The 15,764-nt window shown below is 44.7% G+C and carries 10 protein-coding genes and 1 riboswitch; of the genes, 2 read left to right on the top strand and 8 right to left on the bottom strand.

All coding sequences use genetic code 11. The annotated features are described in order from the left end of the window. Window position 1 precedes the first annotated feature (1 nt). The 8 genes from IEY67_RS15425 to rimP all read right to left on the bottom strand — a co-directional run bounded on the left by IEY67_RS15425 (window position 2) and on the right by rimP (window position 9,461). On the bottom strand, window positions 2-382 hold the full coding sequence (locus IEY67_RS15425) for a VOC family protein (RefSeq protein ID WP_183668552.1): 381 nt from the start codon (window positions 380-382) through the stop codon (window positions 2-4). A 94-nt stretch (window positions 383-476) separates the two neighbouring features. Then, window positions 477-1,829: a Fe-S cluster assembly protein SufD gene (gene sufD, locus IEY67_RS15420; RefSeq protein ID WP_183668550.1), complete on the bottom strand. Its 1,353-nt coding sequence runs from the start codon at window positions 1,827-1,829 to the stop codon at window positions 477-479. After that, entirely contained in the window at window positions 1,822-2,577 is a 756-nt protein-coding gene (gene sufC, locus IEY67_RS15415) for a Fe-S cluster assembly ATPase SufC (RefSeq protein WP_122373687.1), read from the bottom strand. Before sufC ends, sufD begins: the two co-directional genes overlap by 8 nt. A gap of 24 nt (window positions 2,578-2,601) precedes the next feature. Beyond that, window positions 2,602-4,047 carry a Fe-S cluster assembly protein SufB gene (sufB, locus tag IEY67_RS15410; RefSeq protein WP_122373688.1) on the bottom strand — a complete coding sequence of 482 codons (1,446 nt, stop codon included), beginning with the start codon at window positions 4,045-4,047 and terminating at the stop codon, window positions 2,602-2,604. A gap of 96 nt (window positions 4,048-4,143) precedes the next feature. Continuing rightward, window positions 4,144-4,635, bottom strand: a complete 492-nt coding sequence (locus IEY67_RS15405) for a CvpA family protein (protein ID WP_122356874.1) — start codon at window positions 4,633-4,635, stop codon at window positions 4,144-4,146. 2 nt (window positions 4,636-4,637) lie between these two features. After that, window positions 4,638-7,694, bottom strand: coding sequence for a translation initiation factor IF-2 (infB, locus tag IEY67_RS15400; protein ID WP_183668548.1), 3,057 nt, complete (start codon window positions 7,692-7,694; stop codon window positions 4,638-4,640). A 24-nt stretch (window positions 7,695-7,718) separates the two neighbouring features. After that, entirely contained in the window at window positions 7,719-8,984 is a 1,266-nt protein-coding gene (nusA, locus tag IEY67_RS15395) for a transcription termination factor NusA (RefSeq protein WP_122356870.1), read from the bottom strand. Window positions 8,985-8,993: 9 nt separating this feature from the next. After that, window positions 8,994-9,461 (bottom strand): ribosome assembly cofactor RimP, encoded by a 468-nt coding sequence (gene rimP, locus IEY67_RS15390; protein ID WP_183668546.1) that lies wholly within the window; start codon window positions 9,459-9,461, stop codon window positions 8,994-8,996. Window positions 9,462-10,457: 996 nt separating this feature from the next. Between rimP and IEY67_RS15385 the strand changes: the two genes are divergently transcribed. Together IEY67_RS15385 and IEY67_RS15380 are read left to right on the top strand one after the other, a co-directional pair. Further along, window positions 10,458-13,853 (top strand): SusC/RagA family TonB-linked outer membrane protein, encoded by a 3,396-nt coding sequence (locus IEY67_RS15385; RefSeq protein ID WP_122356867.1) that lies wholly within the window; start codon window positions 10,458-10,460, stop codon window positions 13,851-13,853. 39 nt (window positions 13,854-13,892) lie between these two features. After that, complete coding sequence (locus IEY67_RS15380) at window positions 13,893-15,500, top strand: SusD/RagB family nutrient-binding outer membrane lipoprotein (RefSeq protein ID WP_183668544.1); 1,608 nt, start codon at window positions 13,893-13,895, stop codon at window positions 15,498-15,500. 131 nt (window positions 15,501-15,631) lie between these two features. Then, window positions 15,632-15,748: riboswitch (TPP riboswitch) on the top strand. Window positions 15,749-15,764 lie beyond the last annotated feature (16 nt).

Raw genomic sequence — 15,764 nt, 5'->3', positions numbered from 1 at the left:
ATCAGACAATTATTTCTACAATATTTCCGTCCGGATCAGCAATGGATCCCTCATAAAAACCATCTCCCGTTGTCCGCGGTTCCCCAAGTATCGTATAGCCATTTTCACGGAACAGTTCTATCATACTATTCACCTTTTCCTTTGAACCGACAGAAAAAGCAAAATGAGCAAGACCGATAAAAAGACCATTCTTCTCTTCTGTTACATCTGTCCGTTGCATAATTTCCAGGGAAGCACCTCCTTCGAAAGTTACAAAATAAGAAGCGAATCCTTTCTTGGGATTTACGTACTTCTCATTACTTTTTCCATTAAAATACGTCGTATAAAATTCGCGGGAACGTTCTAATTCATTCGTCCAGATTGCGATATGAGTCAACTGCATATAATAATAAATGATTGGTGAAATACAAAGATAAACAAAAAGCCCGGACAGACATAACATCTATCCGGGCCTTTATAAAGATCAGAATAATATCTTATTTACAGATACGGCAATCGGCACAACGTGCCAGCTCTCCGTGGAAACGTTTTTCAACCAGCTTATGCAAGCGGTCTTTCAACGCATCCAGACGTACATGATCGATCACATCCGATGTAAAAGCAACACTCAACATCATACGTGCCTCACTCAATGGAATACCACGGCTACGCATATAGAACAAAGCATTTTCATCCAACTGCCCGGTTGTCATACCGTGCGAACATTTTACATCATCCGCATAGATCTCCAACTGCGGCTTACTGTACATACGAGCTTCACGCGTAGCACAGAGGTTACGGTTTGTCTGGTAAGCAGCCGTTTTCTGAGCATCCTCTTTCACCAGGATACGCCCGCTGAAAGCTCCGACAGCATGATCGTCCAGCACATTCTTGAATAACTCGTTACTTGTACAATTAGGAACGGCATGTGTAATATGGCTATACGTATCCACTTGTTGTTCACGGTCCATTACAGACATACCGCAAAGTGTCGTTTCTGCATACTCACCGTTCAACTCGATATAATAGTTATTACGTGTAAGACCGTTATTTAATGTAATACCGTTTACCAGAACATTACTGGAAGCCTCCTGTTTTACATGAACAGAGGCAAAACGGGATGTGGAAATACTGCTTTCCTCCAGATCGTAATAATCGAAATAAGCACCTTCAGCTGCAAATATCTCGACGACCTGAGTTGCCAGGAACTTCACATCGTCTATACTATGATCGCAGATCAGTAATTTAGCTTCCGAGCGCGGTTCCATAATAATCAGAATACGGCGGTTAGCCATCGCATCCACATCGCTACGGAATATATTGATCAACTGGATAGGACGTTCCACCGCTATACCTTCCGGTACATAAAGCACAAAACCATCCTGGGTCAGCATCGTATTCAGTGCGATTATACCGTCATGATTGCTTTTGGCTGCTTTTCCGTAATAGCGGGCAGCCACTTCCGGATATTTCTCCGCAAAGTTTTTCAAACCACCGGCATATACACCCTCCGGCAAATGAGCTTTCGGCATCATCTTGTCGTAAAAAGTATCATTCACAACAAAATACAGGGATGTACTCAGATTCGGGACATCGCAACGGAACACGTCATAAGGATTGACCGGAATAGCCAGGCGGTTTATATTCACCCCATAATCAGGAGCAAAAGCCTGCGCCACATCTGTATATTTATAATCTTCACTCTTTACCGAAGGAAACCCCAGGCGATCGAAATCGGCCAAAGCCTCGGCACGCGGAGCATTCATCACCGCAGCACTATGCCGACATACCAGGTCTTCATATTTGGTAAAAAGGTCGATATATTGTTGTTCGGCTCTCATCTCACTCATCTCCCATCTCTTTCTTGATCCAGTCGTAACCTTTTTCTTCCAGTTCAAGGGCTAGTTCCGGACCGGCTGTTTTTACAATACGTCCTTTGTACAACACATGTACCACATCCGGCTTGATATAATCCAACAGACGTTGGTAGTGAGTGATTACGATCGCTGCATTTTCCGGCGTACGCAATTGGTTCACACCGTTTGCTACGATACGGAGGGCATCGATATCCAGACCGCTGTCCGTTTCATCCAGAATAGCCAGTTTAGGTTCCAGCATAGCCATCTGGAATATCTCGTTACGTTTCTTTTCACCACCTGAGAACCCTTCGTTCACACTACGGCTGGCCAACTTATTATCCAGTTCCACAATAGCACGTTTCTCACGCATCAGTTTCAGAAAGTCGGTCGCAGAAACAGGATCCAATCCTTTATATTTACGGTGTTCATTCAGTGCGGCACGCATAAAGTTCACCATACTTACACCCGGAATTTCAACCGGATACTGGAAACTGAGAAAAATACCTTCACGGCTACGGTCTTCCGGTTCCAGTTCCAACAAGTTCTTCCCATTAAAAATAACTTCTCCCTGGGTTACCTCGAAAGCCGGATTACCAACGAGTACACTACTCAGGGTACTTTTACCCGAACCGTTCGGCCCCATGATGGCATGTACCTCACCAGCCTTTACAGAAAGGTCGATTCCTTTCAATATCTCTTTGCCATTTACATTGGCATGTAAGTTCTTTATATCTAACATAACTTTATTAATTGACAATTTGATTTATCCTACACTTCCTTCCAGTGAGATGGTCAGCAATTTCTGAGCCTCCACAGCGAACTCCATCGGAAGTTTATTCATTACCTCACGAGCATATCCGTTCACGATCAGACCGACAGCCTCCTCTACGGAAATACCACGTTGCTGGCAATAGAACAACTGTTCCTCACTGATCTTGCTTGTTGTAGCTTCATGCTCTACCACCGCTGTTTCATTCTGAATATCAGCATAAGGGAATGTATGTGCACCACAGGTCGAACTCAACAACAAGCTGTCACACTGGCTATGGTTACGGGCACCCTCGGCACGCGGAGATACTTTTACCAGACCACGATAACTATTCTGGCTATGACCGGCCGAAATACCTTTGGAGACAATCGTACTACGGGTATTCTTTCCTAAATGGATCATCTTCGTTCCGGTATCCGCCTGCTGATAATTATTGGTAACAGCGACCGAATAGAACTCGCCGACCGAATTATCACCTGCCAGAATACAACTCGGATATTTCCAGGTTATAGCAGAACCTGTCTCTACCTGGGTCCAGGATATCTTACTACCTTCCCCTTTACACAAACCACGCTTGGTCACGAAGTTATAGATACCGCCTTTTCCTTCTTTATCGCCCGGATACCAGTTTTGAACAGTCGAATATTTCACCTCGGCACGCTCTTTGGCAACGATCTCGACAATCGCTGCATGCAACTGGTTCTCGTCACGCATCGGCGCGGTACATCCTTCCAAATAACTGACATACGCCTCATCGTCAGCTACGATCAATGTACGTTCGAACTGTCCGGTATTTGCCGCATTGATACGGAAATAGGTGGAAAGTTCCATCGGGCAACGTACGCCTTTTGGTATATAAACGAACGAGCCGTCAGAGAAAACCGCCGAGTTCAGAGCTGCAAAGAAATTGTCCCGGTAGCCTACTACACTTCCCAGATACTGTTGTACCAAATCCGGATGATGTAGCACTGCTTCACTGAATGAACAGAAGATAATCCCTTTTTCTGCCAACGTCTCCTTAAAGGTCGTCTTTACTGAAACACTGTCCATTACGGCATCGACCGCCATACCAGCCAATTGGGCACGCTCATGTAAAGGAATCCCCAGTTTGTCGAATGTCTTCAGCAACTCCGGATCCACTTCATCGAGGCTTTTGGGCCCTTCTTTCTTTTTGGGAGCAGCGTAATAGATTATATCCTGATAATCAATCGGTGGAATGTTTAGGTGAGGCCATGTGGGCATCTCCAATGTCTGCCAGTGGCGGAAAGCCTTCAACCGGAACTGCAACAACCAGTCCGGCTCATTCTTCTTAGCAGAAATGATACGGACAGTCTCTTCATCGAGACCACGGTGAATCAATTCCGTATCGATATCGGTAACGAAGCCGTACTTATAGTCACCACTTGTTACCTCATTTAGTATGTCGTTTGACTCCTGCATATCTAATTAATTGAAAGTTAAGAATTGAGAATTGAAAATTAAAGACATCCACCCCGGCAATTCCCAATTTTCAATTCTCAATTCTCAATTATTATACTATTCCTTCCATGAGAACAAATTTCCGGGGTAAATGGTTGGAACTATTTCTTTAACAGAATTATAGAAACGGGATTCAATCTTCGCTTCGCGGGGAATCAATACCGATCCCCGATCGACTGCCTCCAGTATGTTCAACAATAAACTGACGAACAGGATCATCAGGCACAAACCGAACAGGCCACCAGCCAGATGATTCAAAATACTGAGCGGCGTAACCCCGATCACCCTGTGCACAACCTCTCCGGCCAGCATGACCACACCCAGAATCAGGATAAATCCGGCTATATAACTAAGGATGGTCACTCCCTCTTCCGGGAACCAGCCCGATGCCAGTATATATCCTCTCAGCCAGGCTGCAGCTTTGGCACAGAAAAATATCGCAGCCATCAGGGCTATAAGCGAAACAACCTGTTTGATGACTCCATCAAACAGGCCCTTCGCAAATCCAATTCCTGCCAGACATACTAATACAATGTCTAACCAGTTCATGTTTATAAAGTTTTCTTTATTTCAGTTTCTTCGTACGATTCAATTACGTCACCTACCTGAATGTCATTGAAGTTTGTGATATTCAAACCGCAATCCAGTCCGGCCACAACCTCTTTCACATCATCCTTGAAACGCTTCAGAGATCCCAGTTCGCCGGCATAGATCACAATACCGTCACGGATCAGGCGGATCTTGTTCGTACGTTTGATCTTACCTTCCTTAACCATACAACCGGCAACCGTACCCACTTTCGTGATCTTGAATACCTGCTGTACATCCACATAGGCAGTAATTTCTTCCTTGATCTCCGGTGAAAGCATACCTTCCATGGCACTCTTCACTTCTTCGATCGCATCGTAAATGATAGAGTACAGACGGATTTCAACGCCATCTTTCTCCGCATTACGGCGAGCCTGTACAGACGGACGTACCTGGAATCCGATAATGATCGCATTCGAAGCAGCAGCCAATACTACATCCGATTCGGAAATCTGACCGACAGCCTTGTGGATTACATTCACCTGGATCTCTTCAGTTGACAAACGGATCAGAGAGTCGGACAATGCCTCTACGGAACCGTCCACGTCACCCTTCACGATCACATTCAATTCCTGGAAGTTACCCACAGCAATACGGCGACCGATATCATCGAGCGTAAGCATCTTCTGCGTACGGATACCCAATTCACGCTGTAACTGTTCACGACGTGTTGCAATTTCACGAGCTTCCTGTTCTGTTTCCAATACATTAAATGTATCGCCAGCCTGCGGAGCACCGTTCAAGCCGAGGATCAGTACCGGTTCGGAAGGACCAGCTTTTTCCACACGTTGGTTACGTTCGTTGAACATTGCTTTGATACGACCGTGATGCGTACCAGCCAATACGATATCTCCCATCTGTAATGTACCGTTCTCTACCAATACGGTAGAAACATATCCACGTCCCTTATCCAGAGAAGATTCGATGATAGAACCGACTGCACGTTTCTTCGGGTTAGCCTTCAGATCCAGCAAGTCAGCTTCAAGCAATACTTTTTCGAGTAACTCTTCAACACCGACACCTTTCTTGGCAGAGATATCCTGGCTCTGATACTTTCCACCCCAGTCTTCCACCAAATAGTTCATATTAGCCAGCTCTTCCTTGATCTTCTCAGGATTAGCATGCGGCTTATCTACCTTATTAATAGCAAATACGATAGGAACCCCGGCTGCAGAAGCATGGTTGATCGCCTCGATAGTCTGCGGCATGACAGCATCGTCAGCAGCAACAATGATAATAGCAATATCCGTCACTTTGGCACCACGGGCACGCATCGCGGTAAATGCCTCATGACCCGGTGTATCCAGGAAAGTAATACGGCGTCCGCTCGCCAGTTTCACATTATAAGCACCGATATGCTGAGTGATACCACCCGCTTCACCGGCAATTACGTTTGCTTTACGGATATTATCCAGCAAAGAAGTTTTACCGTGGTCGACGTGTCCCATTACAGTTACGATAGGCGGACGTGCTACCCAGTCTTCTTCATTATCATCTTCTTCATCTGCATTGATAGCTTCCACCACCTCTGCACTTACATATTCAGTTTTGAAACCAAACTCGTCGGCAACGATATTGATTGTCTCCGCATCCAAACGCTGGTTGATAGAAACCATGATACCGATACTCATGCAAGTAGCGATAACCTTTGTCACAGGTACATCCATCATGTTGGCAAGGTCGTTTGCCGTAACGAACTCGGTCAGCTTCAATACCTTGCTTTCCTGTTCCTCCAGTTCCATCAATTCATGCTCACGTTTGACGGCGGCATCACGTTTATCACGACGGTACTTGGCACCTTTGTTATTCTTGTTACCTTTATTGGTCAGGCGAGCCAGTGTTTCCTTGATCTGCTTCTGTACATCCTCCTCGCTTACTTCTGCCTTAACCGGCTTTTTCAGGCGCGGTTTACCCCGGTCGTCACGCTGATTAGCCGGACGGCTGTAATTCGTACCCGGAGTATTGTTCACATCCACGCGATCCTTCTTGATACGGTTGCGTTTCTTTTTCGCATCTGCACCGACTTCACCCGGCTTAACAGGAGCACCTGGTTTCACAGGAGCGCCCGGCTTTACCGGTGCACCCGGCTTAGCATTCGGATCTTTCGGTCCCTTATGGAATCCCGGTTGTCCCGGTCTGTTGTTGTTATTGAACTTTTCGCGTTTGTCATCGCGTTCTTTTCGTCTCTCTTCCTTTGTTTTCTTTTTAGGTCGTGTAGACTGGTTCAAGGCATTCAGGTCAATTTTGCCGGTTACCTTGATATTCGACTCGAACTTCGGAGTGTTCAACCGGAACAAGTTATCATCTTCCGATTCTACAGAAGACTGACCTTCAGCAGCCGTTTTGTCCACTTCTTCAGAAGAGCTTCTTGTCGCTTCCGGCTTCACTGTTACTTCCGGTTTTTTCTCTTCGATTCTTTCTTTTTCCACAACTATCTCTTTTACTTCTTTTTTCTCCACAGGCTTTTCTACAGGTGCAGTCTCCTGTTTTTCCTGTTTAGCAGGGGCTTCTACCTTTTTTTCTTCAGGAGCAGGGGCAGGAGCAGAGACTACAACCGGTTGCGGCTCGGCAACAGGCTGAGGTTTAACTACTGGTTGCGGTTCTGCAACAGGCTGAGGCTTCACAACCGGTTGCGGCTTGGCTACCGGTTCTTCTTTCACATCAGGAACCTCCTGCGATTTTTTATGCTGTCCGTCCAGGTCGATACGGCCTTTCGTTACGATCTTAGGCCTGAACTCTTCCGGGATCACTGTCTTAATTTCCGAAGCCTTCTCTTCTTTCACAGAAGCGACTTCTCTCTCTTTCTCTCTGTGAGGACGTTCTACCCGCGGACGTTCAAAACCACCCTCAGGCAGATCCTTTCCAAACTCTTTTACGAGCAAAGCATACTGTTCATCACTGATCCTCGTGTTGGGATTCGCATTCTCCTCAACAGGATGACCTTTTTTATGTAGAAATTCAACAACCGTGTTGATCCCTACGTTCAATTTTCTTTGTACTTGTATTAATTTTATAGGCATATCTAACTTTGTCGTACTACTTTTTTATTCCTGACTTTCATCTTCAAATTCGGCAGATAAGATAGCAAGCACCTCGTCGACTGTTGTTTCTTCAAGGTCGGCACGTTCAATAATTTCATCACGGCTCAAAGCAAGCACGCTCTTAGCCGTATAGCAACCGATATTCTTCATTGCGTCAATTACCCAGCCGTCTATTTCATCTGTAAATTCATCCAGATAAATATCTTCCTCATCAGCTCCTTCCACATCACGGAATACATCGATTGTGTATTCGGTCAACATACAAGCCAGTTTGATGTTCAAACCACCTTTACCAATAGCCAATGAAACTTCTTCGGGACGAAGATAAACCTCTGCCTTATGTTCTTCTTCGTTCACTCGTATAGAGGAAATTTTAGCCGGGCTTAATGCACGCTGGATAAACAGCGATACATTGGATGTATAATTAATTACATCGATGTTCTCGTTTCTCAACTCACGGACAATACCGTGGATACGGGAACCTTTCATTCCTACGCAGGCACCAACCGGATCGATACGATCATCGTATGACTCAACAGCCACTTTTGCTCTTTCTCCCGGGATACGTGCGATAGCTTTGATCGTGATCAGGCCATCATTGATTTCGGGAACTTCCAGTTCGAACAAACGCTGCAGGAAAATTTTATCTGTACGCGACAGAATAATCTTCGGATTATTATTATAATTATCCACTTTCTGTACAACTGCACGGACAGTTTCACCTTTCCGGTAAAAATCGGAAGGGATCTGTTCTGATTTCGGGAGCAGCAACTCATTACCCTCGTCATCCAGCAGCAAAATCTCTTTCTTCCACACCTGATAGACATCAGCTGCGACAATTGTACCTATTTTATCTTTATATTTAGCATACAAACTATCCTTCTGCAATTCAAGAATCTTCGAAGCCAGTGTCTGACGAAGGTTCAGAATGGCACGACGTCCGAAATCGGCGAAATGAACTTCATCGGTCACTTCTTCACCCACTTCGCAGTCAGCATCGATTTTACGAGCCTCGGTCAACGTAAGTTGCAGATTCGGGTCTTCCAGTTCGTCGTCAGCCACAACCGTACGGTTTCTCCAGATTTCGAAGTCACCTTTTTCAGGGTTGATAATTACGTCATAGTTCTCATCCGTACCGAACATTTTAGCGATTACGTTACGGAAGGAATCTTCCAGCACGCTGATCATCGTATCCTTATCTATATTCTTCAACTCCTTGAACTCCGCAAGTGTGTCAATCATACTGATTGTTTCCTCTTTCTTGGCCATAATCTTTCTTTACTTGAATCTTATTAGGTATTTTGTATATTTTATTTCATCGAATGTATAGGATTGATCTTCCTGGACAGTAACTTTTCGTTTGGAACCTTCGGGTTTCACTTGCTTTTCAACTGTTACTACCACTCCGTTCTCATCTGCCGATTTCAATACTCCGGTCAGTTTCACCCCACTTTTCAGCAGCATTTCCACTTCGTTCCCTATATTTTTCACGTATTGACGAAGTACTTTAAAAGGAGAAGTGACACCTGCCGAGCCGACTTCCAGTTCGAAGTCTTCCACCTCACGGTCCAGATGTTCTTCCACATACCGGCTCAACTCCGCACAATCATCAATACAAACACCCTCATCATTATCTATCTCAATAATGATAAGGTTTCCAGGTTTAACGACTACGTCAACCAAATAATTGTCGGAAGAAGCCAATTTTTCTTCAACCAACTGAGTTATTACTCCCTTTTCAATCATAAACATACTGTTAAGAACAAAAGAAGGGGACTACCCGCCCCCTCCTCATCTTCGCTTAATCGCCCGCAAATATACAAATAATCAGTGAGTTTTCAAACAAATGCAATCTTTTTATCAGAAAAGTTCTTTTACATATAAGGCAACAGGTTCTTTTTTTAATTCTGCAAGGGAGATATCAAAACTATTTTGCCATATAAAAGCAGATACAAAATGAAAAGATGAAAAACAAAAGGGGGAAATGAAGAAAAGATAAGAGAAATGACTTAGTTCTAAAAGAACTCTATACTATTGTCACGGTGCAAATATATAGAATAATTGTTTTATTATATTGCATTTATTTAAAAAAAGATGACCGGTAGACTCTTTTTTAACATTCAATTGGCTGTAAGGTTCATGACTAATCGTAAATAATCCTTTCCTACATTCCAAAGTAAAAAAAACGCGAAGATTTATTTATCATAACATAAAATAAACAATAAGGAGACACATACTGTTAAAAAAGAAGATACGAGCTCATACCTCATCATCAGGTAGTATAAATATCTTTGATAATCATCTGTATACATACATTATAACCTTATAACAACAGCTCATTAATTAAGATTTAAGAGCTGTAGAAAAACCAGGCAACAGAATACGACAAATTGCCTGTTCTCCTCTTCTTAATAAACAATTCACTATCAAAAACCGGTATTTTTTCAAAAAAAACAGATCAATATATATAAATTGACCGGATTGGAAATATCTACTAGGATCCTACATCCGGTATATCAAATATACAATACATTTAAACAACAACATAACTAACTGAATATATAGACATTAGTCTTCAATGGTTAATAAAACAAGAATACATTAGTTCTTTTAGAACTATGAACACGCCAGATTTAAACGTCAGAATCTAAAGCATTCTATACACATTTTAAACAAAATAGAGTAAAAAGCCAAAAGAAGGGGACCAAGAGAGAGCCTCATTTATTAATAAAATCAATTATTATGTTGAAAAACTTCAAACCTGTCAGTTTGATTCTTGTCGCAGGAGCGATGACACTTCCCGTAAGTGCATATGCTGACTTAGCGCCAGAGAAACATGAAACCGCAGTTTCCCAGCAGAGTGGGAAAGTCATCGGTACTGTAGAAGATGATTTCGGCCCGATTGCCGGAGCATCTGTAGTTGTGAAAGGAACCACAAATGGAACTATTACCGACAATGATGGTAATTTTACATTGAACGGTGTAAAGAATGGAGATATCATCCAGATATCTTTCATCGGGTATGCCACAAGAGAGATGCCATATACCGGCCAATCTTCTCTTTCTATCAAACTTTCTGAAGATACTCAGAAGCTGGACGAAGTAGTCGTTACCGCCATGGGTATCAGGAAAGATGCCAAAAAGCTGGGGTATGCAGTCAGTACAATCGATGCCGGAGAGTTGATCAAAACCGGAACTCCCGACTTCGCCACATCATTGTATGGTAAGGCTTCCGGTGTGCGCATACAGGCTGCTCCGGGTGGTGGAACCTCTTCTGTATCCATCTCAGTGCGCGGTCTGTCGTCTATCACCGGTACAACACAGCCATTGATCGTGATGGACGGTGTGCCCATTCACAACGGCGACGCCAACAAAGACGGATACTGGACCAACCAGCGTGTAGAATCGAACGGTATGGTCGATATCAACCCCGAAGATATCGAAAGTATCTCCATCCTGAAAGGGGCTGCCGCCTCAGCCCTGTACGGTTCGGAAGCTGCTAACGGTGTTGTAATGATCACCTCCAAAAGTGGTAAAGGACAAAGTGGTCTGGGTGTAGACTTCAGTGCAAACTTAAGCTTTGATAAAGTAGCCTACATGCCCAATATCCAGAAAGAATTCGGGCCGGGCTATGATAATGCGCTATTGTCCACCGCCAGTGATTTTGAGAAACAGACCGGATTCCAGAACACCCGTACCGACCGGAACGGTAACCAGGTGATCAGTCCGCGTAACACGTATTATTCATGGGGACGTCCGTACGACTACACGACACAGTTATACAACTGGAACGGAGTAACCCGTACCCATGCACCTATCGACCACAACCAGTGGAACGATGTTTTCCAGACAGGTATCAACCAGACTTATAACCTGGCTATTACCAACGGTACGGAAAAAGGAAATCTGCGTTTCTCCTACACTTATGTAGACAATACTCCTACGCAGTTGAACTCACATAACAACAAGCACAACTTTGCATTATCTGGTAGCGCCAATATCCTGAAAAACTTAAAAGTAGATTATTCGGCCAACTATATGCGCCAGCATGTAAAGAACCGTGCTTACCGTATCAGCCGATTGCTGACAAACTATCAGGGTATGTTCACCGGTTACGATGATATCGCAGCTTTAAAGAACAGCACAGTGACCAGTCTCGGCTACATGAACACAAACTACAACAGCAACACATTGACCCCAGATGAAGCATGGGATTGGAATCCGGCAGGCTATCAGATGGCAACCGAATATTTCTGGAATATCTTCGGCAAAGAACAGTTGGAAGACAACAACCGTTTCATCGCCAGTGTGACGCCATCATGGGAAATAATTCCGGGTCTGACCGCACGCGGACGTTTGTCAACCGACTTGACATACAACGTAATCGAAAGCAAAAACTCGACAGAAACCCCGAACGTATTCAGACAGCCGGGCAATTACACCGGATACTATGGGTTGAAAAACTCCAAGTATGAAATCTACTACGGCGACCTTATGTTGATGTTTGACCGTACATTTGCCGAAAAATACAATGTCAGCGCAAATGCCGGTTGGTCTGCCCGCCAGGAAAATCAGTACGACACATCCGTGGGTACCCGCGGCGGTCTGAGCGTTGAAAACTGGTTTCACCTGAACTCTTCAGGTTTAACACCGGCAAACCCCGGCATGAAAAAAGCATCCCTGTTAAAACAAGCCTTCTTCGCCACAGCATCATTCGGTTATGACAGCTGGGCCTATGTGGAAGGTACTGTTCGCCAGGAAAAATCATCCACGCTGGCCCCTGGCTCCAACACATTCGTTTATCCTTCAGTCAACGGTAGCATCATTTATTCATCCTTGCTGAAAGACCTCAACCCCAGCTGGCTGGATTATGGTAAAATACGTCTCAGTTACGGTGTGGTAGGTAACGCACCTGAACTTTACAGAGCCGCCACCGGTTACAACCAGAGTGCAGTCGGAAGCTATATTTACAACCAGGTTCCACAATCTCTTGGAAACAACGAGATACAGCCGGAACAAAAGTATGAATTCGAATTAGGTTGGGAAAACAAGTTCCTCGGCAACCGCTTAGGTTTCGAACTTTCTTTCTACAGTAATGTGGTGAAAGATCAAATCCTTCAGACTACGACGTCTGCTTCCTCGGGAGGTACTTCCATCCTGATGAACGTCGGCGAGTTGAAAAACCGCGGTGTTGAAATGTCTCTGTACGGTACTCCTATTCAAACCAAAGACTGGACATGGGATGTCCGTGCAAACTGGGCATGGAATAAGAACGAAGTAACCAAACTGATCGACGGCGTCAGCTCTATCGACCATTCTACAGTGGATAACGGGGCAGCAGTGCTTCAATCATCCGTAGGCCGCCCGATGGGTGACTGGTATGTATATGGAACGGTAAAAGATGAAAACGGTAATAAAATCGTTGACGACAACGGTTTGTATATCGTAGACTATACAGAGCGCCAGAAAGCAGGAAATGCCATGCCAAAAGTAGTCGGAGGATTCAGTACATCATTGAACTACAAAGACTTCTATCTGGATGCAACAATCGACTTCCGTATTGGCGGTGATGTAATGAACTTGCCTTACCAGTACATGACAGAACTGGGTATCCTGGATTGTACGCTGGACAACCGTGACGCATCCCGTGGCGGTCTTACCTGGTATGCAGACGGCAACGACTTGTCAGACCCCTCCAAACGTCACCTGACCGACCAGGCTGCCGGAACAACAGTGAACGGCAATATGGTTTACGATAATGGTGTTATCCAGCCGGGTGTTAAACAGGACGGCAGTCAAAACAATACGATCATTACAGCCGGTGAAGTCTATTACAACCAATATGGATGGGGATATTCCGGTAATATCACTTACGAAAATGCGATACAGAAAAACTCTTATGTAAAAATGCGCGAATTGAGCCTTGGTTACAGATTACCTAAAAACATCACCAGCAAATTCGGCTGCAAAAACCTGATGGTTTCCGTATACGGTCGTAACCTCTTCTACTTCTATAAGAGCCTGAAAGAATTCGATGCGGAATGTACTGACGGAACGACCTGGATCAGCCAGGCACAGATTGGCGGTTCTACAGCCACAACACGTTCATTCGGCTTCTCAGTACGTGCAAGCTTCTAATCGACGAAATAAATATAGAATAATAAAATTGAAAGATTTATGAAAAAAATATATGCACTCGCACTCGGATGCGCAGCCTTACTGGCAACGTTTTCCTGCAGTGACGACAAATTTACGGACCAATACCAGGATCCGTCGAAAACGCAAAAGGTGACATGTCCGGCTTTAATGGTCGGTGTCTGGCAAGCCTCCAATACATGGATGAATCCGGTTTATTACAGATACTATGTATCTTCCACCACTTCCGGCCTGTTCTCCGGTGTTATCGGCCATACAAACAGCAAGGACCGCTTTGCCGGTGCCGGACAGGGTTATTTCAACGAACGTTGGAGAAACTTCTACAATACACTGACTCAGTTCAGAGTATTGGAAAGCGAATTCAATAATCTCCCGGAAGAAGAAAAAGAAGATTACCGTATCTTCTTCCTGCTGGGACGTACTGTGATGGAAGAACAATTGTATGAAGTGTGTTCTGCCTGGGGAGGAGTTCCATTCTCAGAAGCCGGTACATTATGGGCAACCGGGAATGTTGCGACCTCCAAACCCAAATACAATTCGGACATCGATTTGTACCGGATGATCCTGACCGACCTGGACGAAGTCAATACATATCTTAACGGCCGTTCGCTTCCATCTAATGCCAGTACTTTCCTGAGCGCAGAAGATTACGTAAACAACGGAGATGTTTCCTTATGGCGGAAATATGTAAACTCACTGCGTTTACGTGTTGCTACCCATCTTGCCTCCAACGGCGATCTGGTCAACGAAGCCCGTACAGCGATCAAGACGATGTTGGAAAACCCGGGAACTTATCCTATGGTAGATGTCAATTCAGATAATATCACTGTACCACAGACCGACGACGATCAGTTCGACTTCGACCGTGACCTGCAGAACGCAATCGAAAACACCCGCTACAACCGCATGTCAGGTGCTATGCAACGTGCCTTAAATGCAAACACAAACAATGAAGACCCTCGTCTGGAAGTGTTATACGACAGTAACTGGAACAACGAGTATATCGGCCTCGACCCGAAAGAAACCATTACGGACCAGGAAACGAACCTGAGTATCTCGACACACGGTACTGCTAAATATTACGCCGCACTGGATACATCGACCTTCACCCGTAACCCGGGATTCCCTGGTCTCTGGATGACAGCTGCCGAAGTTTCTTTTATGAAGGCGGAAGCTTATGCCAACAACTGGGCCAGCGGCAATGCCAAAAGTGAATTCATAAATGCAATGAAACTCTCTACCGAGTTTTATTTCGACCTGAATTCTACAGGAACTTTCCGCGATGCACTGACAGCTCCGTCCGCTTCTGTCGTAGAAGCGTATGCCGAAACACAGTGGGATGCCAGCAATCCTCAGAAGAGTATTCTGACACAACGCTGGATACATCATGGCGCAATCCAGGAATATGAAGCCTGGAACGTCGTTCGCCGTACCGGTTATCCGGAAATTTATTTCAAACGTGATAACCAGTCCGTAGCCACTCCCCTGCCTCTCGACCGCATCCAGTATCCGTCTGACGAAAAAGACTATAACTCGGATAATCTGAATGCCCACCTGGGAGGTAAGGAAGATTCCTGGTACACTCCGCTGAACTGGATGAAGAGTACATGGTATACAACGATTGAATAGCATACAGAAAATATCCACAGTAAATAATTACAACATAATTGATGGTAGATTGTGGAACAGAAACCGCCCCGAAGTGATTCGCGGCGGTTTTACCATTTGTACAATCCCCTAACTTTCCTTACCTTTGCCATCCGAATACAAAGGGGTGCTTGCAGCGTACCGAATATCGTACGTACCGCAGGCTGAGATTATACCCATATTACCTGATACGGATAATGCCGCCGAAGGGAATTGTAAAACATGGTATACTTCTTCACACAACAC

The organism is Parabacteroides faecis (genome assembly GCF_014647375.1).
Taxonomy (GTDB): domain Bacteria; phylum Bacteroidota; class Bacteroidia; order Bacteroidales; family Tannerellaceae; genus Parabacteroides; species Parabacteroides faecis.
The sequence above is the reverse complement of the archived record's forward strand: the minus strand, read 5'-3'. Positions and strand labels throughout refer to the sequence as shown.